General features: G+C 61.8%; 21 protein-coding genes, 1 tRNA gene and 1 riboswitch. Of the genes, 4 read left to right on the plus strand and 18 right to left on the minus strand.

Translation table 11 applies throughout. The features are described 5' to 3' along the window. Positions 1 to 65: 65 nt before the first annotated feature. On the plus strand, positions 66 to 710 hold the full coding sequence (locus AB3Y40_RS19360; protein ID WP_369440536.1) for an outer membrane protein: 645 nt from the start codon (positions 66 to 68) through the stop codon (positions 708 to 710). Positions 711 to 743: 33 nt separating this feature from the next. Here AB3Y40_RS19360 and AB3Y40_RS19365 read toward each other — a convergent pair whose 3' ends face one another. From AB3Y40_RS19365 to dapF, 4 genes are read right to left on the minus strand one after another with little or no spacing between them, the layout of a single operon-like run. After that, on the minus strand, positions 744 to 1,346 hold the full coding sequence (locus AB3Y40_RS19365; RefSeq protein ID WP_369440537.1) for a glutathione S-transferase: 603 nt from the start codon (positions 1,344 to 1,346) through the stop codon (positions 744 to 746). Positions 1,347 to 1,363: 17 nt separating this feature from the next. After that, positions 1,364 to 1,999 carry a glutathione S-transferase gene (locus AB3Y40_RS19370; RefSeq protein WP_369440538.1) on the minus strand — a complete coding sequence of 212 codons (636 nt, stop codon included), beginning with the start codon at positions 1,997 to 1,999 and terminating at the stop codon, positions 1,364 to 1,366. Continuing rightward, positions 1,999 to 3,243, minus strand: coding sequence for a tRNA (N(6)-L-threonylcarbamoyladenosine(37)-C(2))-methylthiotransferase MtaB (mtaB, locus tag AB3Y40_RS19375; protein ID WP_369440539.1), 1,245 nt, complete (start codon positions 3,241 to 3,243; stop codon positions 1,999 to 2,001). Before mtaB ends, AB3Y40_RS19370 begins: the two co-directional genes overlap by 1 nt. Next, positions 3,236 to 4,045 carry a diaminopimelate epimerase gene (dapF, locus tag AB3Y40_RS19380; protein WP_369440540.1) on the minus strand — a complete coding sequence of 270 codons (810 nt, stop codon included), beginning with the start codon at positions 4,043 to 4,045 and terminating at the stop codon, positions 3,236 to 3,238. Before dapF ends, mtaB begins: the two co-directional genes overlap by 8 nt. A 97-nt stretch (positions 4,046 to 4,142) precedes the next feature. On the opposite strand from dapF, the gene AB3Y40_RS19385 reads away from it, so the two are divergent. Continuing rightward, positions 4,143 to 4,218, plus strand: a tRNA-Lys gene (locus AB3Y40_RS19385). Positions 4,219 to 4,295: 77 nt separating this feature from the next. On the opposite strand, the gene AB3Y40_RS19390 is transcribed toward AB3Y40_RS19385, so the two are convergent. From AB3Y40_RS19390 to AB3Y40_RS19415, 6 genes are all read right to left on the minus strand, one after another. Further along, positions 4,296 to 4,979 (minus strand): thiamine ABC transporter ATP-binding protein, encoded by a 684-nt coding sequence (locus AB3Y40_RS19390; protein ID WP_369440541.1) that lies wholly within the window; start codon positions 4,977 to 4,979, stop codon positions 4,296 to 4,298. Then, entirely contained in the window at positions 4,966 to 6,444 is a 1,479-nt protein-coding gene (locus AB3Y40_RS19395; RefSeq protein ID WP_369440592.1) for an ABC transporter permease family protein, read from the minus strand. The genes AB3Y40_RS19390 and AB3Y40_RS19395 overlap by 14 nt, the downstream gene beginning before the upstream one ends. A gap of 26 nt (positions 6,445 to 6,470) precedes the next feature. Continuing rightward, positions 6,471 to 7,454, minus strand: a complete 984-nt coding sequence (gene thiB, locus AB3Y40_RS19400; RefSeq protein WP_369440542.1) for a thiamine ABC transporter substrate binding subunit — start codon at positions 7,452 to 7,454, stop codon at positions 6,471 to 6,473. Positions 7,455 to 7,490: 36 nt separating this feature from the next. Then, positions 7,491 to 7,590, minus strand: a riboswitch (TPP riboswitch). 35 nt (positions 7,591 to 7,625) lie between these two features. Next, the gene (locus tag AB3Y40_RS19405) at positions 7,626 to 10,760 is read right to left on the minus strand and encodes an efflux RND transporter permease subunit (protein ID WP_369440543.1); all 3,135 of its coding nucleotides are present in this window, start codon (positions 10,758 to 10,760) and stop codon (positions 7,626 to 7,628) included. Continuing rightward, a complete protein-coding gene (locus tag AB3Y40_RS19410) occupies positions 10,757 to 11,857 on the minus strand; it encodes an efflux RND transporter periplasmic adaptor subunit (RefSeq protein WP_369440544.1) in 1,101 nt (366 codons plus the stop codon). The genes AB3Y40_RS19405 and AB3Y40_RS19410 overlap by 4 nt, the downstream gene beginning before the upstream one ends. Positions 11,858 to 11,934: 77 nt before the next feature. Further along, a complete protein-coding gene (locus AB3Y40_RS19415; protein WP_369440545.1) occupies positions 11,935 to 13,080 on the minus strand; it encodes an amidohydrolase in 1,146 nt (381 codons plus the stop codon). A gap of 102 nt (positions 13,081 to 13,182) precedes the next feature. On the opposite strand from AB3Y40_RS19415, the gene aroC reads away from it, so the two are divergent. Together aroC and AB3Y40_RS19425 are read left to right on the plus strand one after the other, a co-directional pair. Then, positions 13,183 to 14,274 (plus strand): chorismate synthase, encoded by a 1,092-nt coding sequence (aroC, locus tag AB3Y40_RS19420; protein WP_369440546.1) that lies wholly within the window; start codon positions 13,183 to 13,185, stop codon positions 14,272 to 14,274. Then, positions 14,274 to 14,903, plus strand: a complete 630-nt coding sequence (locus AB3Y40_RS19425) for an HD domain-containing protein (protein ID WP_369440547.1) — start codon at positions 14,274 to 14,276, stop codon at positions 14,901 to 14,903. Before aroC ends, AB3Y40_RS19425 begins: the two co-directional genes overlap by 1 nt. A gap of 43 nt (positions 14,904 to 14,946) precedes the next feature. On the opposite strand, the gene AB3Y40_RS19430 is transcribed toward AB3Y40_RS19425, so the two are convergent. The 8 genes from AB3Y40_RS19430 to AB3Y40_RS19465 form a co-directional block, all read right to left on the minus strand. Continuing rightward, a complete protein-coding gene (locus AB3Y40_RS19430; RefSeq protein ID WP_369440548.1) occupies positions 14,947 to 15,816 on the minus strand; it encodes a DMT family transporter in 870 nt (289 codons plus the stop codon). A 72-nt stretch (positions 15,817 to 15,888) separates the two neighbouring features. After that, positions 15,889 to 16,581 carry a sugar transferase gene (locus AB3Y40_RS19435; protein WP_369440549.1) on the minus strand — a complete coding sequence of 231 codons (693 nt, stop codon included), beginning with the start codon at positions 16,579 to 16,581 and terminating at the stop codon, positions 15,889 to 15,891. A 248-nt stretch (positions 16,582 to 16,829) separates the two neighbouring features. Then, on the minus strand, positions 16,830 to 17,120 hold the full coding sequence (locus AB3Y40_RS19440; RefSeq protein ID WP_369440550.1) for an HU family DNA-binding protein: 291 nt from the start codon (positions 17,118 to 17,120) through the stop codon (positions 16,830 to 16,832). A gap of 141 nt (positions 17,121 to 17,261) precedes the next feature. After that, entirely contained in the window at positions 17,262 to 18,743 is a 1,482-nt protein-coding gene (locus tag AB3Y40_RS19445; protein WP_369440551.1) for an AMP nucleosidase, read from the minus strand. After that, complete coding sequence (ade, locus tag AB3Y40_RS19450; protein ID WP_369440552.1) at positions 18,740 to 20,539, minus strand: adenine deaminase; 1,800 nt, start codon at positions 20,537 to 20,539, stop codon at positions 18,740 to 18,742. The genes AB3Y40_RS19445 and ade overlap by 4 nt, the downstream gene beginning before the upstream one ends. Positions 20,540 to 20,579: 40 nt before the next feature. Beyond that, a complete protein-coding gene (gene tspO / locus AB3Y40_RS19455) occupies positions 20,580 to 21,059 on the minus strand; it encodes a tryptophan-rich sensory protein TspO (protein ID WP_369440553.1) in 480 nt (159 codons plus the stop codon). 27 nt (positions 21,060 to 21,086) lie between these two features. Further along, positions 21,087 to 22,106: a 15-cis-phytoene synthase gene (gene crtB, locus AB3Y40_RS19460; RefSeq protein WP_369440554.1), complete on the minus strand. Its 1,020-nt coding sequence runs from the start codon at positions 22,104 to 22,106 to the stop codon at positions 21,087 to 21,089. Continuing rightward, complete coding sequence (locus AB3Y40_RS19465; RefSeq protein ID WP_369440555.1) at positions 22,103 to 23,632, minus strand: phytoene desaturase; 1,530 nt, start codon at positions 23,630 to 23,632, stop codon at positions 22,103 to 22,105. Before AB3Y40_RS19465 ends, crtB begins: the two co-directional genes overlap by 4 nt. Between the last annotated feature and the right edge of the window lie 103 nt (positions 23,633 to 23,735).

Here is a 23,735-nt window from a genome sequence, read left to right on the forward strand (position 1 = left end):
AGACTTGTGACAGTCAAAAGTGCGTTCTACACAAAACAGACCTGATTAGGGATCGGACGATTCTCATGTTGGCCCGCTTTGGCACGATCATATTGCTTCTTCTCGCAGCCCCCGCAGCTGCCGAGATTGAGTTGAGCTTTTATGGCGGCGCGCAGAATGCGCCCCATTCTGACGTGTTCATCACAGGTGATTCCAACTATCCGGCAAAAACATTTATCGGCTGGGAAGGCCGCTCGTTTGAGGCGCCACCTTACTATGGCTGGCGCGCAACGATCTGGCAGTCGCAGACCTTTGGCTACGGGATCGACTTCACCCACAACAAAATTTACCCGCAGGCGGGTGAGTTGGACGGAACACCGTTTGAAACACTTGAGTTTACCGATGGGCTGAACACCCTGACCGTAAACGCCTATCGCCGCTGGCCCGGGGCCTTTGGCGTGGCGACGCCCTATGTCGGCGGCGGCCTGGGCCTTTCTGTTCCACATGTCGAGGTGTCGAATGGCATCACCGAAACCTTTGGCTATCAGGTCACAGGCCCTGCCGCGACATGGATCGCTGGTGCCAGCTATCCGATCAATGATACTTGGTCGGTCTTTGGCGAATACAAGGGCACATATAGCCAGAACACCGCCGACCTTGACGGCGGCGGCACACTAGAAACTGACGTGATCACCAATGCGGTGAATGTCGGGATCAGCTTTTCGTTCTGACCGCCCGGGCGGATCGCGCCGCCTTCATCACCGCTATTCCGGTTTGGTGTCCATCATCGCCTGATGCTGGCAGAACTGCGCATGCCAATCCGTCAGCGCCTTGTGGCCCTCGCGCCAGCCGCGATTGTCGTGCCGCAGATCAATGTAGGACAGCGCACAGGCCACCCCGATCTGCGCCATGTTCAGTGGGCCTGACAGATGGCTCATCCAGCGGTCATTGATTGCCGTGATCGCCCGGTCCGCCTTGGCCCATTGCGCCTCGACCCATGTGGCGGATTGCTCGTTCTCGGGTCGCAAACGCGCCTCGTAAGACATCGCAACGGTCGCATCCATGATCGCATCTGCCGTCGCTTCAAGGGTCAGCACCTCCCACAGGCGCGACGCGGGATACAGCCCGCTACCCGCATGGTCATCCAGATAGCGCGTAATGACCCGGCTGTCGTAAATCGCGGGGCCATCATTGCGGATCAGCGCGGGGATCTTGCCCAAGGGGTTGGTGGCCACGACCTCTGGTGCGGAATTCAATGGCGTGGTGATCACTTCGACCTCTTCCACCGTGTCCATCAGGTTCGCCATGCGGATCAGAACGCGGCATTTGCGCACGAACGGCGAAGCGGGAGAGATCAACAGTTTCATGACGGGTCCTTTCACATTCAGGGAAAGCTGACCTGATCCTGTCCCGGTTGCCAAGGGGGATATTTCCCCATGATCGCCGCAAACTCGGGCGAGGCGAGAAACTGATCCAGCCAGCGGATCAAGTGCGGCCAGCCCTGCGCGTCAAACCAGCTGCGATCAATATTGGCAAACTGCCGGACAAAGGGCAGCAGGGCGGCATCAGCCAGCGTAAAGTCCTTTCCGTTCAGAAAGGCCTGCCCGTCTAACCGCGCATCCCATTCGCGCAAGATCGCAGCGGCTTTTTCACGTTCTGCCGCGGCATCCAGATCAGGATAGCGCACCGCATATTTGGTGTGATCCAGCGCCGTCTTGAACGGCCCGTCACATTGATCAATCAGCGCCTCTGCCGCGTCCCGTCCAGCCAACCATCCCCTTGGATCCTGCTGCGACAACGCCCAGATCATCACGTCGCGCGATTCGTCGATAACCTCGTTCGCCTCCAGACACGGCACCGTCCCCGACGGCGATGCCGCCAGAAACGCTTCTGGCTTGTCCCGTAACAGAATCTCGCGCAGTTCGACCCGCACGCCCGCGGCCAGCACCGCCAACCTTGCCCGCATTGCATAGGGACAGCGCCGAAACGACCACAGGATCGGCAGGCCGATGTCTTGCATCAAGCCACCAGCTTGCCGTCCGCCGCACCGGTGATCCGGGCGGATACAATCTGGCTTTCGGGTTGATCACTCGCAAAATGCACCTCTGCAAATTGCGGTGTGCGCCCCATGCGCGGGTTTTCCATCAGCACCGCATGGGTCTGACCCACCTGCGCCGCCAGATGTCGTTCCACAGCCGCTTGCCCCGCTGCCCGCAACCGCGCCGCACGCGCCTTGATTACCGCACCGTCCACCGCAGGCATCCGCGCCGCAGGCGTGCCTTGCCGCGCGGAATAGGGGAAGACGTGTAGCCATGTCAGGTTGCAATCTTCGACGAGTGCCAGCGAATTCTCAAAATGCGCCTCCGTCTCCGTCGGGAATCCGGCGATGATATCAGCACCAAAGGTCATGTCAGGTCGCAGCGCCCGCGCCTCTTGTGCAAAGCGGATCGCATCGTCGCGCGTATGCCGCCGCTTCATCCGCTTCAGGATCAGCGTATCGCCATGCTGCAAAGACAGGTGCAGATGCGGCATCAGGCGCGGCTCAGTCGCGATCGCCTGCATCAAGTTCTCATCCACCTCGATCGAATCGATCGACGAAATACGCAGACGCGACAGGTCAGGCACCAGCCGCAGGATACGCATCACCAGATCACCCAACTTGGGCGCGCTCGGTAAATCGGCACCCCAAGAGGTGAGATCAACACCGGTCAGCACCACCTCATTGTAACCGCGATCAACCAATCGCTTAATCTGATCGACGACCACACCCGCTGGCACTGACCGCGAATTACCGCGCCCAAAGGGGATAATGCAAAACGTACAGCGGTGGTCGCAGCCGTTCTGCACCTGCACATAGGCACGGCTGCGGGTGCCGAACCCGTCAATCAGATGCCCTGCCGTTTCGGTCACCGACATGATGTCATCCACCTGCACCGGCTCTGTCTTTCCGATCAGACCATTCCACGTGGCGGGCTGCATTTTTTCGGTATTGCCGATGACCACATCAACCTCTTCCATCGCGGAAAAGGTCGCGGGTTCAGTCTGGGCCGCACAGCCTGTTACAATCACCCGCGCGCCGGGGTTGGCACGGCGCAGCTTGCGGATGTCCTGCTTGGCCTTGCGCACCGCCTCTGCCGTCACAGCGCAGGTGTTTACAACCACCGCGTCCTGCAGACCCGAAGCGGTGGCAAGTTCCTTCATGGCTTCGGTTTCATAGGCGTTCAACCTGCAGCCGTGGTTGGAAAAGACCGGCGGCTTAGCCATGCCAGACCCCGTCAAACACATGCGCCGTGGGTCCGGTCATCCAGACCCCATCGTCACGCCAATCGACCCAGATCGTGCCGCCATCCAGATCAATCTGCACTTTGCGCCCGGTCAACCCGCGCCGCGCGGCGGCCACCGCCGTGGCGCAGGAGGACGAGCCAGAGGCAAGCGTGATCCCCACGCCCCGCTCCCAAACCCGCATCCGCAAATGATCCGGCCCTACAACATGGGCGAACTGCACGTTGGTGCGTGCCGGATAAAGCGGGTGATGCTCGATCTCGGCCCCCCGCGCGGCCAGATCAATCGCCTCGGCATCATCGACAAAAAAGGTGCAATGCGGATTGCCCATGCCGGTGGCCGTTGGCGCCCCCTCAATCGGCAACGCCAGCGTGTCCATTTCATGCGCCAGCGGCACCTCAGCCCAGTCCAACTGCGGCTGGCCCATGTTGACCGAGGTCAGCCCACTGCCCGCATCCACCGCCTGCAAAACACCGCGTTCTGTGGTGATTGTCAGTGCGGTACGCCCGGTACGGTTCATTTCATAGCGCGCGATACAACGGGTCGCATTGCCGCAAGCGGCAGAAGTGGACCCGTCGCTGTTGTAAAACGTCAGATGCAGGTCATCGCCGTCGGTAATCACCGCCAGCTGGTCAAAACCAACCCCACGATGCCGGTCCGCAATCGCACGCGCCAGCCCTGCATCCACAACCGGACCGCCGGCACGCTGGTCCACGACAACGAAATCGTTGCCAAGGCCGTGCATCTTCATGAACGACAAAGAGGTTGGGGCTGCATCAGTCATGAGCGGGCATATATGCGAGGCCCGCAAAGTTATCCAGTCGCATCACCATTTGAGGGGTTGACCCGGTGCCCCGGTGTTCCTAATTAGCCGCCCTAGTGGGCCGTTAGCTCAGTTGGTAGAGCAACTGACTTTTAATCAGTGGGTCGCAGGTTCGAATCCTGCACGGCTCACCACTGTTTTCAATACGTTGGCGTATCGATGCCGTGCATCGGGGACCGTTTCTGCAAGCAATTCTCTGACGCCCTTGCGCCTAGCCCAGATAGGCGCTCAGCGCGGCTGGGGGATTCGCAAAAAGCGGGCCGGTTGCAGTCGGGGCCCCCGCCACGCCCCCACTGACAAAAATGACCTCTTGCGCGATTTGCCGGGCATCACCCGGATCGTGGGTGACCATCAGCACGACGCGCCCGGCCAGTTGATCGCGCACCAGATCCAGCATTTCGGCCCGCAGACCCGGGCCAAGGGCGGCAAAGGGTTCATCCAACAGCACAATCGGACGGTCCGCCACCAAGACGCGCGCCAGTGCGGCGCGGCTTTGCTGACCACCCGATAGCGCGGCGGGCTTGCGCCCCTCCATCCCGTCCAACCCAACTGATCGCAACGCGCCCGAGATCTTTTCGGCATCGGCGTCCGATAGCCGCAGGTTCGGGCGCAGGCCCAGACCCACGTTCTGCGCGATGGTCAGATGCGGAAACAGGTTGTTGTCCTGAAACAGCATCGACACCGGGCGCGCATGGGGTTTGGCCCGCGTGATGTCCTGCCCCTCCCATGTCACCCGACCTGCGGCGCAGTCCTGAAACCCGGCGATGGCCGTCAGCAACGTCGATTTTCCGCCACCTGACGCGCCAATAATTGCGGTGATGCCGGGCGTGACCGTTAAGTCAGCGTGCAGTTGGAAAGCGCCCACAAAAATGCGCAGCCCCTCAAGCGTCAGCATTGCGTCGTCCACCCTGATCGCAGATCCAAAACACCACCAACGACAGCATCAATAACACCAACCCCGCACCGGCAGCGGCCTCCATCTGGTAACTGCCCATCAAGCGATACATCGCCAACGGCAGCGTTTCTTGCGCGTTTCCGGCGAAGAGCGTGATGACACCCAAATCCCCCATCGACAAGGCCGCAGCCAGCCCCGCCGCAAACCCCAGCGGCGCGCGGGCGCGCGGGATCACGACCAACCGCAAAAGGTCCAGCCCGCGCAGGCCCAAACTGTCGGCCAAACGCCCATAGTCGCGCCGCGCGTCTGCCACCGCAGGGCCAATGGCGCGCACCGCAAAGGGCAGCGCGAGTGCCGCATTTACGACTACCGTGACCGGCAGCGCCACGCTACGCGGCGACACGAAAGGATAGACCATCAGGAACAACCCCGTCCCCATCACCAGCCCAGAGGCCGCCAGCGGCAAGACCCCGATGACCGACGCGGCCAGTCCACCGCGCATTGCCAGTGCCAGCGCCAAGGCCACGCACAATGCGGCAGAGGCCACGGCGACGCTGATCGACCGGCCCGCCGCCGCCCAAACCGCTCCGGGCATCTCGAACAAGCCCGGCACACCGCGCAGCACAACCATCAACAACGGCAACATCAAAAAGGCCGCCACCAGGGTCAGCGCAGCCACATCCAGCGAAAGGCTACCCGCGTCCCAGCGTTGCACCACCCGGTCCAGCCCACGCCCCATGCCCTGCAACGGCGTCACCCGCCACGCCACAAAGGCCGCACTCAGCCCCAGCGCGAACTGGATACAGGCCAGCATCGCCGCTCGCCCAAGATCAAAATCAAACTGGATGGCTTGGTAGATCGCCAATTCTACCGTTGTGGCGCGCGGCCCGCCGCCCAAGGTCAACGCCACAGCAAAACTCGTCAGGCAAATCAAAAAGACGACAAGCGCCGCACCGGGCAGCACACGGGCCAGCATCGGCACCTCTAACAGGCGAAAGACCGACCCGTTCAGCGACGCCGCAAGGCGAAACCGCTCTGACGGGATCGCCTGCCAGCCCTGCAGGATCAGACGCACCGCCAGCGGCAGGTTGAAAAAGACATGCGCCAGCACCACGCCCCAAAAACCGTAGATGCTGATCTGTGGCAGGCCTGCTGCTGCCAGAAGGCCGTTCAACGCTCCGCCCCGGCCAAAGACCGCAAGCAGACCCAGAACAGCCACAATCACGGGCAGCAAAAAAGGTGCCCCCAGCAGGGTGATCAACGCGCGCCGCCCGCGAAACTGACGACGCGCCAGCGCGCGGGCGGCAGGCACCGCCAGCACCACACTCAGGGCTGCTGACATCAGCGCCTGCGCGACGGTAAACCGCACCGCCGCCCAATCCGCAGACGACAATCCGCGCCCCAGTTCTGCCCGCGTGGCGACAGCGACCAACGTGCCAAGGGTCAACCCCAGCACCAGCGCCATCGCCAACCATGCGGGCAGACGCCGGATCACTGCGACAGCGCCGCGCGCCACTCTTCCAGTGCCGCATCGCGGGCCGCTGCAGCATCTTCGGCCGACAACAGCAGCGCCGTCTCAGGCGTCACCAGCGTCTCGAAGCCATCCGGCAACCCACCCTCGGGCAGCTTGGCGGGGTACATCCAGTTGGTCGTCGGAATGATCGACTGGAACCCGTCCGAGACCATGAAGGCCAGGAATTGGTCGGCCAACTCGGATTGGTCAGTGCCGGCCAGCTTACCTGCGACTTCGACTTGCATGTAGTGGCCTTCGTCAAACGCCCATGCGACCTTGCTGTCGTCTTCCTCTGCGATCAGGTGGTAAGCAGGCGATGTGGTATAGGACAGCACAGCGTCCGCCTCACCTTCCAGAAACAGGCCGTAAGCCTCGGACCAGCCCGGTGTCACGGTGACCACGTTGTCGGCCAGTGCCGCCCAGACATCCGCCGCCTCATCGCCATAGGCCGCCTTGACCCACATCAACAGGCCCAGACCGGGGGTCGATGACCGGGGGTCCTGGATCAGGATCTTGGTGTCGCTTTCGGCCAGGGCCTTCAGCGATGTGGCCGCATCTTCGCCCGCGTTCCCGACAAAAGCAAAGTAGCCCCAGTCAAACGGCAGAAACTCTGGATCGTCCCATGCGATGGGCAGATCAAGGTCTGCATCCACACCATGCGGTGCAAATAGCCCCGTGGCGCGTGCCGCCGCGGTCAGGTTGGTGTCCAGCCCCAGTACCACATCAGCGTCGGTGCCCTTGCCCTCGAGCTGCAAGCGCGCCAACAACGCAGCCCCGTCGCCTGACCCGGTGAACACCAGATCGCAACCGCAGACCTCTTCAAAAGCGGCCTCTACCGCGGGGCCGGGGCCCCAATCGCTGACAAAGCTGTCGTAGGTCAGCACGTTCAGCACCGGCGTCTCTGCCGATGCGCTTGTTGCAAACACTGCTGCTGCAACGCCGATGGAATAGGTGATCTTCATGTCGTCCTCCAAAAGCGGGCAGGCGAATGGGGGACTGCGGAATTGCAAGACCTTCCCTCCGCCGGTCCTAACCGGTTCAGGTTCAACGGGTCAGCTTTCGCAATCTCAGGCCAATTGGCCCCCCCGAGGTAGGGCGGAACCTAGGACCGTCTTAACCAAAGGGCAAGGGCATCATTCCGCCGCGACCATGCGCCGCGCACGGCGCGTCGCCCACCATGCGGACAGGTTTGCACCCAGCATCAACATGGCCGGTGTCACCACCAGTGTCAGGACAGTGGCAATGACAAGTCCGCCAGCGATCGCACTGGACAATTCCGTCCACCATTGTGTCGACGGGGCGCCAAAAATCACCGTGCGTTCGATGAAGTTCAGATTCACACCAATGACCATCGGCATAAGCCCCAGCGCCGTGGTGACAGAAGTCAGCACCACCGGCCGCAAACGTTGCGCGCCCGTGCGCAGGGCCGCTTCTTTTGCGGACATGCCGGTCTTGCGCATGTCGTTGTAGGTGTCGATCAGAATGATGTTGTTGTTCACCACAATCCCCGCCAGCGCGATAATCCCGATCCCCACCATCACGATGCCAAACGGCCGCCCGGTCACGATCAGCCCCAGCAGCACACCCGCAATCGAAAAGACAATCGCGCTCATCACCACAAAGGCCTGATAGAAGCTGTTGAACTGCAACACGAGGATCACGAACATCAAGAAGATCGCCGACATGAACGCGCCGATCAGAAAGGCCATCGTTTCGGCCTGATCCTCGGCTTCCCCGGCAAAGCTGTATTCGGCACCTTCCGGCAATCCCGCCTGATCCAGCGCAGCAGTTAGCGCCAGCACCTGATCGTTGACAAGCACATCTGGGGCCACGTTGGATTCGATGGTGACCACGCGCTTTTGATCCAGCCGGATGATCGTTCCGACCCGCTCTGACGGCTCAAACGTCACAAAGTTGGAAATTGGCACCAGCCCCGATGACGTGGGCACCCGCAGGTTCCCAAGCTCGGCCAGCGACCGCTCTTCACGCGGGAACCGCACCCGAATGTCCAATGATCCATCGGTGTCATCGGGCCGGTAATCGGCCACCGTGATCCCTTGGGTCAGCAGTTGTACCGCCTGCCCCAACAGGCTGACATCCGCGCCAAAGCGCGCCGCCTCAGCCCGGTTCACGTTGATCGACACCTCTACCCCCGGCAGCGGGCGGGTGTCGGTGACATCGGTGAAGCCCCCGATCTCATCCATCAGGCGGCGCACGGTTTCGACGGCTTCCGCCTGCGCCTCTGCCGAATTGGCGCGGACCTCAAGGCTGATGGGCTTGCCGTCTGACGGCCCGCCACTGTCGGTTTGCACCTGCACATCAATACCCGCGATATCCGCCACGCTGGCGCGGATATCCACGCCAATCTCTGCCGCGGTGCGCCGTGTGTCCCAATCAGTCAGCTCAAGTTGCAGGATGCCAATGGTCTCTTCGTCGCCCTGTCCTGCACTCATCATCGAATTGGCATAGACGCTTGCCACTTCTTCATAGCCCAGCAGCCGGTCCTCGACCGCGCGCACCAATGCGTCCCGCTCGAAGATCGAGAAATTGTCCCGTGCCCGCACCTGAACCTGCATGAACTCCGGCTCAACTTCGGGGAAGAACGTCACCCCTCGCCCGAATTCCGCATAAAGCGCAAAGGACCAAAGCAAGGCAGCAAAGGCCAGCAGGAAGGTCGCCGTTGGCCGCAGAATGGCCCATTGCAGAAGCTTGATGTATCCGCCCGTAAAGCCGCCGATCTCGCGCGGATCACCCGCCTCTGCGGCGTGCAGTGCGGCCTTGGCCCGCGCCGTCTGCGGCTGGCGTTTGCCAATCAACCCACCGACAACCGGGATAAAGACCAGCGCCATGAACAGCGACGCAAAGAGCGTCAGGATCACAGTGATCGGCAGGAACTTCATGAATTCGCCCACCATGCCGGTCCAGAACAGCAGCGGAAAGAAGACGCTCAACGTGGTCATCGTGGACGCGATGATCGGCCAGGCCATCCGCTTGGCGGCAAAGGCATAAGCCTCTTTGGCGCTGGCCCCTTCCTGCAGCCGCCTGTCAGCCAGTTCGGTGGTGACAATCGCCCCATCCACCAGCATCCCGACCACAAGGATCAGTGAAAACAGCACCACGATATTCATCGTGTAACCCATGATCCACAGCGCCGTGACACCTGCCAGAAACGCGCCCGGGATCGCCAGCCCCACCAACACGGCAGAGCGTGGCCCAAGCGCAAAAACCACCACGATCATCACCAAAATGACGGCGGCAATCACGTTGGCCTCGAGGTCCGCCAGCATCGTCTCGACCTGCTCGGACTGGTCCTGCAAATAGGTCACTTTGACCGTATCAGGCCATTCGACGCGGATCTCTTCAACCAGCGCCTGCACCTCTTGGACCGTCTGAATGATATTCGCGCCCGACCGCTTCTTGACCTCAAGCGCCAGCGCAGGCTGGCCGTTGATCCGGGCAAAACTGGTCGGGTCCTCAAACGTGCGGCGGATCGTGGCGACATCGGCAAAGGTCACAACCGCATTGCCGCGCACCTTGATCGGCATCGCCATCACGTCGTCCAGATCTTCGATCAAACCCGGCACTTTCAGCACGATGCGCCCAGCGCCGGTTTCAATCGCACCCGCAGCGATCAGGCGGTTATTGCGCTGAATCTGGCTGATCAGCTCGTCAAAGGACAGATTGTAGGTCTGGAACACCGTGGGGTCGATCAGGACCTCCATGAACTCGGTCCGTTGCCCGGCAATATCGACCTCCAGCACGCCGCTTAGACCTTCCAGCTGGTCCTTCACGTCATCCGCCAGATTGTTCAGCGTCCGCTCTGGCACGGGGCCCGACAGGATCGCAGTAATGATCGGGAAAAGGGCGGTGTTAATCTCGGTGATGGTGATATCCTGCGCCCCTTCGGGCAGCTCACCATTGGCGCGGTCCGCGGCCTCGCGCACCTTGTCCAGTCCCTCTTGCGCGTCAAAACCAGGGCTGAATTCCAGCTGCAAACTGGCGAACCCTTCAGAGGCATGAGCCTCCATCGATTCCAAACCGGTGATTGACCCGAACTCTGTTTCCATCGGTTCGATGAGCAACCGCTCGGCGTCGCCGGGGCTGATCCCGTCCAAACTGGTCGAGGCATAAAACAGCGGGATCGGAATTTCCGGGTTCGCCTCTTTGGGGATCGCGGAATAGGCATAGGCGCCGACGGTCAGCACCATGACAAGGGCCAGCGCAACAACGCGGGTCCGCGAAAACGCGGCGTCGATCAGCCCGTTCATGCCTGCGGCTCCTCTGGCTGGGGCGACACCACCTCACCTTCGCTGACAAACCCCTGCCCTACGGTCACCACGTCCGCCGTGTCTGGCAGCCCGGTCACCCAAACGCCGTCAATTTGCGCACTGACCACATCAATCGGGAAAAAGACGATCCGGTTATCAGCATCCACCGTTTTCACGCCCAACCGCCCGTCTGTGTCCAGCGACACGATGCTGGGCGACAGGAAGTGCGCCACCACATCGCCCGTGGGGATGCTGATCTCGGCAGAGATACCCGCCGGGATCGACCCATCGGCATTGGGCACTTCGATTTCTGTCAAAAAGGTTCGCGTCTCAGCGGCCGCTGACGTCCCGACAAAGCTGACCTCACCCTCGCGCACCTCGCCGGTGATAAAGGCCACCGTTGCGGGTTGACCGTCCGAGATGGCATTCAACGACTGTTGCGGCACCTGAATGGACACCGTCAGCGGTGTGTTGTCCACGATCCGGCCGACCTCTGTCCCGGCAGAGACGAATTCACCCTCGTCCAGATCAAGCGTCTCAATCCGCCCGTCGAACGGGGCAAGGATCATCGCGTTCTCAACCGCATCACGGGCCGCAATCTCCTGACTGCGGGCCGCGTCTAACGTGGCCTGCACCTGTGACACGCGGTCTGCCGTGGCGACACCACGTTCAAACAGTGCCTGCACGTCTTCAAGATCGTCACGTGCGCGGGTCAAATCCTCTTCGGCCCGCGCAAGGTCCGCCTCTGCCCGTGTGACAGAGATCCGCGCAATGGGCGCGCCACGCTCAACGTTTTCACCCTTTTGAACAAAGACCTCTGCCACCTCGCCGGTGGTTTCTGCCCGCAAGGCACTGTCGCGATCTGGCAGGGCCTGCCCTTCCGCCTGAAAGAACTGCGTGACCGCCTCGGCCTGTGACCGGCGCACCGCAACCGCCACCGGGGCCACCTCTTGCACGGCTGCAGCAGCTTCGGCTTCCTCCGACGGCAGGAAAATCCCGCTGGCCATCCAGCCGATTGTGCCCACGGCAATCAGCGCGGCAATCCCCGTTGACCTGCCCGCACCCTTGTCATCTTGAAACGTCAATGTGTCGGGCATTTTTGGCCTCCGGGGCATATCTTCAAATTTTCGCTATCTCGCCGTGATATATGGATCATGCGCCGCGCTACTAGGGCCTAATCCAGAATATCTCGGCGAATTTGGTCAAAGATACGCACCCCAACCGGGATCAGATCATCGGGAAAATCGTAATCGGGGTTGTGTAACGCGGCATGGTCTTCACCAGGCCCAAGACACAACATCGCAGCCTTGGCATCCCAGCCGAATACGCCAAAATCCTCTGACGCGCGCATCGGTAAGCCCTGCGGCCCATGCGGCACGCCAATCGCATCCATCGCCGCCTGCGCCACGGCAGTCGCCTCTGCATCATTGATCGAGGCGGCAAAGACATCGCAATCGGCAAACGCCACCGTCAGACCATCTGCTGTGGCCATTTCCTCTGCCACCGCGCGCGCATCCACGTGCATCTGGTCCAGCACCGTATCCTGCGCCGCCCGCAACGTGGCATTGATCACTGCCGCACCGGGGGCCACGCCAAACGTCGGCTCTCCCAATTGGGCGTGGGTCACGGTCACAAGGCGAAAGTCATCATCCAGCGCCCCGCCTTGCCCCAAGGCACCCAGCGCCGGGATCAGCGCAGACATCGTTAACGCAGGCGATATGCCTGCCTCTGGTTCAGCGGCATGAGCTGTCTTGCCGGTCAGCGTGATCTCCAACCCGCGAGAGGCGCAATTGATCAACCCGACCCGCGTTGCCACAAACCCAAAGGGCCGCCCCGGTTCGTTGTGAATGGCAAAGGCCCAGTCCGGCGCGATCTGCGCAAATCGCGGGTCAGCCACCACAGCCCGCGCGCCGCTGCCATCCTCTTCGGCGGGCTGAAACATCAGCACCACCCGGCCGGTGCGAGGCGGATGGCGCTGCACCAGACGCGCCAACCCCATCAGCATGGTCATATGCCCATCATGCCCGCACAGGTGCCCCTTACCTGGCACCTGCGACAGCCAAGGCATATCGTTCAACTCGGTGATCGGCAGCGCGTCCAGCTCGGCCCGGAACATGACCGTGGGTCCGGGCGTGCCGCTGTCGAACACCGCCGCAACACCGTGCCCGCCCAGTCCCGTCAAAACCTTTGTCGGGTTCAAGGCGGCCACCGCTTTCGCGATTGTTGCGGCAGTTTCCACCTCTTCACCCGACACTTCCGGCTTTTGGTGCAGTGCGCGGCGAAACGCGGTCAACGCGGTGATGTCGGAATTTGTCAGCATCCTCCCACTCAAAGCGCAACACTTGCCCGCGTCAAGCGCGCCGGGGGCTTCCCCCGCCCGCACCTTTGCAATATCGGAGGCGCGAACAAAGGACGCGCAGCCATGTCGATCAACAGCTTTGGACATCTCTTCCGTTTCACCACCTGGGGCGAAAGCCACGGGCCTGCCTTGGGTGCGACAATTGACGGCTGCCCGCCGGGCATCGCAATCGACGCGGCCATGATCCAGCACTGGCTGGATAAACGCCGTCCCGGCCAGAACAAGAACACCACCCAGCGCAACGAACCTGACGCCGTTGAAATTCTGTCCGGTGTGTTCGAGGGACGCACCACCGGCACGCCGATCCAGCTGATGATCCGCAACACCGATCAGCGGTCCAAGGATTACGGCGACATCGCCAATACCTTCCGCCCCGGCCACGCCGACATTACCTACCACCAGAAATACGGGCTGCGCGATTATCGCGGCGGTGGCCGGTCCTCGGCCCGTGAAACCGCCGCGCGTGTCGCCGCCGGTGGCGTGGCGCGCGCCGCCATGCCGGACGTGCAGGTCAAAGGTTACATGGTCCAGATGGGCACCAAAAAGATCGACCGCAGCCGGTTTGACTGGGACGTGATCGACCAGAACGACTTCTGGTGCCCCGATGCGCAGGCCGCCTTGGAATGGGAAGACTACCTGCAATGGCTGCGCAAGGACGATCACAACTCTGTCGGCGCAATCATCGAAGTGGTGGCCCGTGGCGTCCCCGCTGGCATCGGCGCGCCGGTCTATGGCAAGCTTGATACCGATCTGGCCGCCTCGATGATGTCGATCAACGCCGTCAAAGGCGTCGAGATCGGCGAAGGCATGGCGGCCGCTGCACTGACAGGCCGCGACAACGCGGACGAAATCTTCATGGGGCCAAACGGACCAGAGTACTCCTCTAACCACGCCGGTGGCATCCTTGGCGGCATCAGCACCGGGCAGGACGTCGTGGTGCGTTTTGCTGTCAAACCCACATCTTCGATCCTGTCCCCCCGCAATTCCATCCGCATGGACGGCACCGCCACCGAGGTCGTGACCAAAGGCCGCCACGATCCTTGCGTCGGCATCCGCGCCGTGCCCGTGGGCGAGGCGATGATGGCCTGCGTGATCCTCGACCACATCCTGCTGGATCGCGGCCAGACCGGTGGCATCCGCGGTCAAATCGGTTGATGCGCGACCGGCTGCGCGCCCTTGTCGCGGACCTCGCGCAAGGCGATCCAGCGCACGACATCGGCCACCTTGACCGGGTCTGGCTCAACGCCCAACTGATCGCCACAGACACCGACGCCGACCACACCGTCTTGCTGGCGGCCAGCTACCTGCATGACCTTGTGAACCTGCCCAAGGATCACCCCGACCGCGCGCAAGCCTCAACCCTGTCCGCGCAAGAAGCTCTGCCGCACCTGCGCGCCCTCGACCTGACGCCTGCGCAAATCAAAAACACCCAACACGCGATCACCGCGCACAGCTTCTCGGCCCGCATCACACCCACAACGCCAGAGGCGCAAATCCTGCAAGACGCCGACCGCATCGACGCCCTTGGCGCCATCGGCCTGGCCCGCTGCTTTGCCGTCTCCGGCGCACTGGGCCGCGCGCTTTTCGATCCCGAAGATCCCTTTGCCGATCACCGACCGCTTGATGACAGCCGCTTCACCATCGACCATTTCGCAACCAAGCTCCTGACGCTCCCCGACACGATGCAAACGTCCCGCGGTCGCGCCCTTGCCCACCAGCGCGCCGATGTCCTACGCCGCTACCTTGCTGATCTGGCGCAGGAACTTCCCGCTTCTTCTGGCTAAAAATATCCTGGGGGAGGCCGCAGGCCGGGGGCAAAGCCCCCAATCAAACCGCCGGTTGCTTACTGACCTGCACCGCCAGAATCCCGCCCGCAATAATCGCGACACCCAGAATGTCCAACCATCCCAGCGCCTCGCCCAGCAGCGCCCAGGCCACCAGCACCCCCAGAAACGGGTTCAGGAAATGAAAGGTCGAAGCTTTGACCGCCCCGATCCGGCCCACCAGCAAGAACCAGACCAGCGTGGCTGCCAGCCCCGGCACCAGCGTGGTATAGACAAAGGCGACAATCAGCTGCCAACTCCACGTCACCACCCAGCTTTCCAGCGCCAGCGCCGGGACCCAAAGCACCGCACTGCCAACCAGCATCTGCAACCCCACGATCATCAACACATTGCCGCCTGACGACGCGCCGAGCACTGCCAGCGTTGCCACCGTCAGCGCCACGACGCCCACCACGCACAACGCGAGCCCATAAAGGTCCGTGCCGCCCTGCAAACGCGCGCCCATGATCAGGCTGACGCCGATCAAACCGGCCATCAAACCCGCAATCCCCAACGGACGCACCCGCGTGCCAAAGACCAGCCAACCAGCGACGGCCACCAGCAATGGCATGGTGGATGCAATGATCGCCGCCAGCGACGCCTCGACCGTCTGCATTGCCACAAAATTCAGACCCAGGTACAGCGCGTTTTGGCAAACCCCGAAGATCAACACACCCAGCCACTGCCTGCGCGACAAGCGCATCGACTGCCCCAGCCAGAACGCCACAGCCACACCAATCAGCCCTGAAATCAGAAACCGCAGCGCCAGCGCGGTCAGCGGCGGCGCATATTCAACAATCACCCGGGCGGATGTGAACGCAGACGACCACATCGCCGCAAAGGCCAACCCCATCAGAATTGCTTTGATATCCAAGGCTCGACCCCATCGCGACGCAGGGTCCGTTATGCCTGATGTCGCCCGGTTCGCAAGCCGCGTTCGGCCTGCTCAGGCGCCCGTGCCGTTCAGTACCGCGGCGCCGGTTTTGGCCAGAATGCGCAGATCCTGTGCGAACGACATGTTCTCAACATAGCGCACGTCCAGCGCCACCCGGCGCTGATAGGTCACCGCGTTGCGCCCTGACACCTGCCAAAGACCCGTCACACCCGGTGTCGCTTGCCCATAAGCCCAGGCGTTGCTGCCGTAGCGCGCCAGTTCTTCGTTGGTCACCGGGCGTGGCCCGACAAAGCTCATCTCGCCGCGCAGCACGTTCCAGATCTGCGGCAGCTCATCCAGACTGGTCTTGCGCAGGATGCGCCCCAGCCAGGTGATCCGGGGATCAAATTTCAGCTTGTGCGACAGCTCCCACTCGGCGCGCGCGTCAGGGTTTTGCACCAGATATTCAGCCAGGCACTTCTCTGCTTGCGGCACCATCGACCGCAGCTTCCAGCAGCGGAACATGCGCCCGTTGCGCCCCACGCGGGGGTGGCCGTAAAATCCTGAACCGCCATCGCACCGCACCAGCAGCCAAAGCACCGCGACAAGCGGTCCGATAAGCGGGATCAAAACAATGCTCAGGGCGATGTCAAAGGGCCGCTTGAAGTGGCGCGCATAAAGCGAGGATCGTGATGCACGTACCGGACCAGAGGCGGTCAGGATCGTTGACGCATCATCCGCTGCGATGTCGCGAATTTGGTTCATCCCTGCTTGACCCTCACTTGCCACGTGCCGTTCAATAGCCAATGGCACACCAATAAAATATCAAACGAACTCGACTAAAATGCGTCTCTCCACAACTTGGATAGTCCGAATCGCCACGATTCGCCACAACTCACAGGGTTAATGCCCGGAAATGCGGCGGATTTTGCCGATTGCCCCGGAAATGGGCAATTCTCAACGCAAAAGGCCGCCGAGACGGCGACCTTTCAAGACATTGCTGTGGCACGACCTTAGTCGTTCACGCTGTCCTTCAGTGCCTTCGCAATGGTCATTTTGACCACTTTGTCGGCTTCTTTCTTGAACTGCTCGCCGGTGGCGGGGTTGCGCACCATGCGCTCGGGGCGCTCGCGGCAGTAGATTTTGCCTACGCCGGGCAGGGTCACAGCACCGCCGCCGGACACTTCGCGTGTGATGATGCCGGTGACAGCGTCCAGAGCGGCGGAGGCCGCTTTCTTGTCTGCGCCCATTTCTTCGGCCAGTGCAGTGACAAGCTGCGCTTTGGTCATTGGTTTCGTCGCCATTTTCTGGTCTCCTACGTTTTGCCCGATCTCTAGGGCCTCTGCCCGCGATGATAACGGAATGTGGTGGCACACCACAACGTTTTGTGGCCTCTGGCAAGGGAAAATAAGGGGTTTTCAGCTGTTTTTCGGCATTTCCATACGTCAGAGGAAGGCGGTTTCCTCAAAAGACCGCAATTTCCGGCTGTGAATCCGCTCCAGCGGCATCTCGCGCAGCCGTTCCATCGCCCGAATTCCGATCATCAAATGCGCTGCAACCTGCGTTTTGTAGAACTCTGACGCCATACCCGGCAGCTTCAGCTCGCCGTGCAGCGGCTTGTCCGACACACACAGCAGCGTTCCATATGGCACCCGAAACCGGAACCCATTGGCCGCAATCGTCGCACTTTCCATGTCCAGTGCCACCGCGCGGGATTGGCTTAACCGTTGTACCGGGCCCTCATGCTCGCGCAGCTCCCAGTTGCGGTTGTCCAGCGTCGCCACCGTACCCGTCCGCATGATCCGCTTCAGCTCGAACCCTTCCAGCTTCGTCACATCGGCCACTGCACTTTCCAGCGCCACCTGAATTTCGGCCAGTGGCGGGATCGGCACCCAGACCGGCAGGTCCGCATCCAACACAGCATCCTCGCGCAGATAGGCGTGCGCCAGCACGAAATCACCCAACCGCTGACTATTCCGCAGACCCGCGCAATGGCCAACCATCAGCCAGGCGTGCGGGCGCAGCACCGCAATATGGTCGGTTGCCGTCTTCGCATTCGACGGCCCCACCCCGATATTGACCAGCGTGATCCCCCCGCCACCTTTGCGTTTCAGGTGATAGGTCGGCATTTGCGGCATCTTTTCCGGCACCGGGATCACCGCATCGGGCTCCGTTATCTCAACGTTCCCGGTGCTGACAAAACTGGTGTAGCCACTGTCAGGGTCGGCCAGGACTTCCCGGGCATACGCCTCGAATTCCTGCACATAGAACTGGTAGTTGGTGAACAGCACGTGGTTCTGGAAATGCTCGGGCAGGGTCGCGGTGTAATGCGATAAGCGTGCCAGAGAATAATCCACCCGCTGCGCCGTAAATGGCGCCAGTGGGCGCGCGCCGTCATCATAATGAAAACCGGTGCCATTCACGATGTCATCATTGGTCGTGCTTAGATCCGGCACGTCAAAGACGTCGCGCAACTGAAACTCCAGCGCGCCACCATGCGGCACGGTCAGGCTCTCGTTGTTGGCCACGGCAAAATGCACTGGCATCGGCGTGGTCGAGGCACCAATCACTACCGACACGTCATGGTTTTGCAGCAGCAGGTCGATCTGCTGTTCCAGATAATGGGCAAACAGATCTGGCCGCGTCACCGTGGTCGCATAGACCCCCGGTTCAATCACGTGACCAAATGACAACCGGCTGTCGGCTGCGGCATAGCTTGTCGTCGTCAGCCTGATCTCGGGATAAAAGGCCCGATACCGTGCCGTAGCAGCCCCGCCGCTCAGAACCTTCTGAAAATTCTGGCACAGAAATTCCACCGCATCGGTGTAAAGCTCCTGCAGACGGGCGACCGCCGCTGCGGGGTCATCAAATGCCTCTGGTGCGGGCACATCAGGTGTTTTCAAGCGCAATGTCGGATCGACGTTCATTCCGTATCCTTAAAGATATCTGTCAGTTCAAATTTCGTGACGTCGACCAGCCCAAGATCACTGATCCGTAACTCCGGGATCACCACAAGGGCCAGCAACGAATGTTGCATATACGCGTTGTTCAGCGTGCAGCCACACGTGGCCATCGCCGCCACCATCCGGTCCGCGGCTGCGGCCACATCGGCGGCGGGGCTGTCGCTCATCAGGCCCGCAATCGGCAGCTTGACCAGCGAGATTTCGGCGTCGTCTTTCCAGACGCTGATGCCCCCACCAACCTCACCCAACCGGTTCGCCGCCTGCGCCATTAGCGCGCGGTCGGTACCAACCACGATCATATGGTGGCTGTCATGTGCCACGGTCGAGGCCATCGCCATCCGCCCCTCATACCCAAAGCCGCTGACAAAACCGTTGACCACATCGCCCGTCGCGCGGTGCCGTTCGACCAGCGCGATCTGGCACACCTCGCCTTCGCCTTCGACCACACCGTCCACTACGGGCAAATCCGCCTCCAGCGCCTTGGTCGGGGCTTGGTTTTCGACCACACCAATAACGCGCGCGGTGACGCGGTTGCGGCCTTCAGGGGCTTTCACCTCAAAATCCGTGGCCGCCAACGCCTTGCCCATGCGCACCGTCGCCCGTGCATCATCCGGCCACGCAAAATGCGGGCAGTCCACCGTGATCACACCGTCCCGCGCCACGGTCTGCCCGCGCGCGATCACCTCTTCGATCGGCAGCTCCGCCAAATCAGAGGTCAGGATCATATCGGCCCGCCGCCCCGGTGCGATGGACCCCAGCTCACGCTCCAACCCGAAGTGCGTCGCTGTGTTGATCGTGGCCATCTGAAGCGCCACCACCGGGTCACAGCCGCGGGCAATCGCATGGCGCACAACGCGGTTCATATGCCCGTCATTCACCAGCGTCCCCGCCATACAATCATCGGTACACAGGATGAAATTCCGCGGGTCCAACCCCTTTTCAGTCACCGCCGTGATCTGGCTTTCAACGTCATACCACGCAGACCCCAGCCGCATCATCGACCGCATACCATTGCGCACACGCGCAATGGCATCCGCCTCTGCGGTGCCCTCGTGATCATCCGCCGCACCACCGGCAACATAGGCGCTGAAGGCCACACCTTTGTCGGGGCTGGCATAATGCCCGCCCACGGTCTTGCCTGCGTTCATCGTCGCGGCCATCTCGGCCAGCATCTGCGCATCACCGTTGATCACACCGGGAAAGTTCATCATCTCGCCCAGCCCGATGATGCCGGGCCAGGCCATCGCTTCGGTCACATCCGCGGCGCTGATCTCAAACCCGGTCGTTTCCAACCCCGGCGCAGACGGTGCGCAGGACGGCATCTGCGTGTAAATGTTCACAGGCTGCATGAGCGCCTCGTCATGCATCATCCGCACACCGCGCAGACCCAGCACATTGGCAATCTCATGCGGGTCGGTGAACATCGTTGTGGTGCCATGCGGAATGACGGCTGCGGCAAACTCTGCCGGGGTCAGCATCCCGCTTTCGATGTGCATATGCCCGTCGCACAGGCCGGGGATCAGGAACCGCCCTTCGGCCTCGATCACCCGTGTGTCCGGCCCAATGCAATGGCTGGCATCCGGACCTACATAGGCAAACCGCCCCGCGGCCACGGCAACCTGCCAACCGTCCAAAACCTCGCGGCTCTGCACATTGACCAGCTTGCCGCCGCGCACCACCAAATCGGCAGGCGCGCGCCCTGCCGCCACCGCCACAAGGTGCGGCGCTGTTTCGGCCCATGATGTAATGTGATGTTCCATCCCCAAAAATGTCACCCTTTCCGGGCAGCTTCAAGGGGGGTCACAGCTTGTGGATCTCCAACGGCTTCTGATCGGGGTTCAGCTGCACAACACTATAATTCAACGCAGCCGCCACAGTGACCCACGCCATGTAAGGTACAAAGGCCAGCCCCGCCCAGACATCCAGCATGAAAGACGTGATCAAACAACCCAGCACCGCCAGCCACAACCCCGCCATGGCCATCAACGAGGCCTTCCAATGCCGCAGGCCAAAGAACACCGGCGTCCACAACGTGTTGAAGGCAATCTGCAACGCCCAGAACGCAAGTGCATAGCCGCTGCCGTCGATCACCGCGACCCGTGCACCGGCGAACGACATCAGGATGTAAATGCTGGTCCATGTGATGGGAAAGACCCAGTTGGGCGGCACCCATGTGGGCTTGTTCAGGCCCTTGTACCACTCACCCGTGGGGAACAGCCCGCCGGTGGCACCCGCCGCGCAGCAGCACAGAAAAAACAGGGCAAACAGTGTCAGGTCCATCTTGCGGCTCTCCTTGTTTGGACCTGCCTACGCCTGCGGCGTGCCCTTGCCAATCCCATCCCGTGCCGACAGCTCTGCCAGAATGCCGATGACAGCGGCCGAACGCGGCTCGTTCCGCTGCCCCCGCGCGGCGGCATCCACCAGAAACGCGACCTCGGGCAAAGGGGGTGCATAGATCGACGCCGGGCGCGGCATTGCAGTGGACACAGCGGCCATTACGCCAGCCTGCCCCATCCAGATCAGTTTCTGCCACGTCGCCGTGTGCGCCCGCGTCGTGATCGAATTGAAATGCTGCTGGCGGATTTGCCCGCCGATCCCGTCATAGATCAACCGTGCCGCCCATATCCCCATGCGCGCCCGCGCGGGCAGCGCGCTGATCCCCGCCTCTGACCGGCGATAAAGGCGGTCCGCCTCGGCCAACAGCGTCTTGACCATCCGTCGCACCTGCGGCGTGGGCATTGGGTTGGTCATAAAGGTTTCAGGCGAAAACCCATCATCCGCCAGCCAATCGGTTGGCAGATAGATCCGCCCGGCGCGTGCATCTTCCCCCACATCGCGCGCGATATTGGTCAACTGCATCGCCACACCCAGATCGCAGGCCCGCGCCAGCGCATCCCGGTCGCGTACCCGCATCAGCACGCACATCATCGCGCCCACAGCACTTGCCACCCTTGCGGAATAGCTGCGCACATCCGACAGCGTCGCATAGCGCCGCACGGCGGCGTCCCACGCCAACCCTTCCAGCAATGCTTCGGGCAGCGCGCGCGGCATCTCGAAATCCTCGACAATCGCCGCAAAGGCCCGGTCCTCGGGCGCATTCTGGGGCCGCCCCGCATAGGCCAAATCCAACCTGTCGCGCAGCTTCAGAACTGCCGCGGTCTTGTGCTCCCCCTCATCCACCTCGTCATCCGCAAGACGGCAAAACGCATAAAGCGCCAACGCCGGGTCGCGGACAGAACCGGGCAACAGCTTGCTGGCCGCATGAAACGACAGAGACCCGGTGCGGATCACCTCGCGGCAATGTTGCAGATCATCGTTGCGTATCATTCCGCCGCCACCTTCACCGCTGGACGCGCGGGCGCGTTGGGGATCAATGTCTCCAGCACTTCGGCACTGCTAATCACCCCCGGCACCCCCGCGCCGGGATGCGTGCCAGCCCCTACCAGAAACAGGCCCTTGGCCTCTTCACTGATGTTGTGCGGCCGGAACCAGGCGCTTTGCAGAATGCGCGGCTCGATCGAGAAGCCAGAGCCATTGGGCGACAGATACCTGTCGCGAAAATCCTCGGGCGTGAACACCACCTCTTCGGTCAGATGATCCTGAAAACCGGGGATCAGCCTATCCAGCACTTTTGCCACCTTCGCCTTGTAGGTCGCGGCCTCTTGTCCCCAATCCACCGGGTTATCATGGCCCAGATGCGGCACGGGGCTGAGCGCATAAAAGGTATCGCCACCCTTTGGCGCCACGCCGGGATCCGTCACAGCCGGACGATGCACATAAAGCGACATATCCTCGGCCAGCTTGCCCTTGATAAAGATATCGCGCAGCAGCCCTTCGTATCGTGGTCCGGCCATGATCGTGTGATGCCCTACATCCGGCCATAATTCGTCGGTCCCCTTGGTGCCGAAATACCAGACAAACAGCCCCATCGACCACTTGCGCGTCTTCAGCTTTCGGTTGCTCCAGCGCTTGCGCGGCGCGTCGCGCATCAGGTCCTGATATGTGTGGCCCGCATCCGCATTGCTGATGACCAGCGGGGCTTTGATCTGCGCCCCGTCCTTCAGCGTGACACCTGTGACTGCACCCCTCGCGACATCAATCCGGTTCACCTCTGCGCCAAACCGGATCTGCCCGCCCTGGCTGCGCACGACAGCGGCCATCGCATCGGCAATCGCCTGCACGCCGCCCATCGCATAATGAACGCCAAATTCCTTCTCAAGATAGCTGACCAGCGCGTACATGCTGGTCACGTTCATCGGATCGCCCCCGATAAACAGCGGATGAAACGACAGCGCCATGCGCAAACGCTCGTCCTTGACCCGCCTGCGCGCCAGCCCAAGGATCGACTGATCCGCGCGCAGCAGCGCAAATTCTGGCAGCACCTTCAGCGTCTCCCAAATCCGATGCATCGGTTTGGTCAGCATCCCCTCGAACCCCACGACATAACGCCGCTGCGAGTCCCGCAGAAACTTCAGATAGCCCTTCACATCGCCGGGGCTGAACTTGCGCACCTCTTCCACCATGGCGTCGGTATCGCCGCGCGCGGTAAAGACCGACCCATCGGGCCAGCGGATTTCGTAGAAGTCGCGCAACGGGCGCAGGTCCACATCCTTGTGGAAATCCCGCCCGCAAGCCGCCCATAGTTTTTCGTAAACCTGCGGCACCGTCACAATTGTTGGCCCCAGATCAAACCGGTGGCCGCCCTTGGCGATGCTCGACCCGCGCCCCCCGGCTTTGTCCAACCGTTCCAGCACAGTCACCTCATAGCCTTTGGCGCCCAGCCGCATTGCCGCAGCTAAGCCGCCCAATCCGGCACCAATCACAATGGCCGAGGGATCATTCAGGGATTCCATGTGCCCAGACTAAGTGTGTCATCTTTACTTGACAATCGCCTTGTCGGCTTAGTTGACATATACCCTCGGAATCGCGTCCTATGTCAGTGTAGGTTTACACCGA

The organism is Yoonia sp. R2331, assembly GCF_041103235.1.
Classification (GTDB): domain Bacteria; phylum Pseudomonadota; class Alphaproteobacteria; order Rhodobacterales; family Rhodobacteraceae; genus CANMYO01.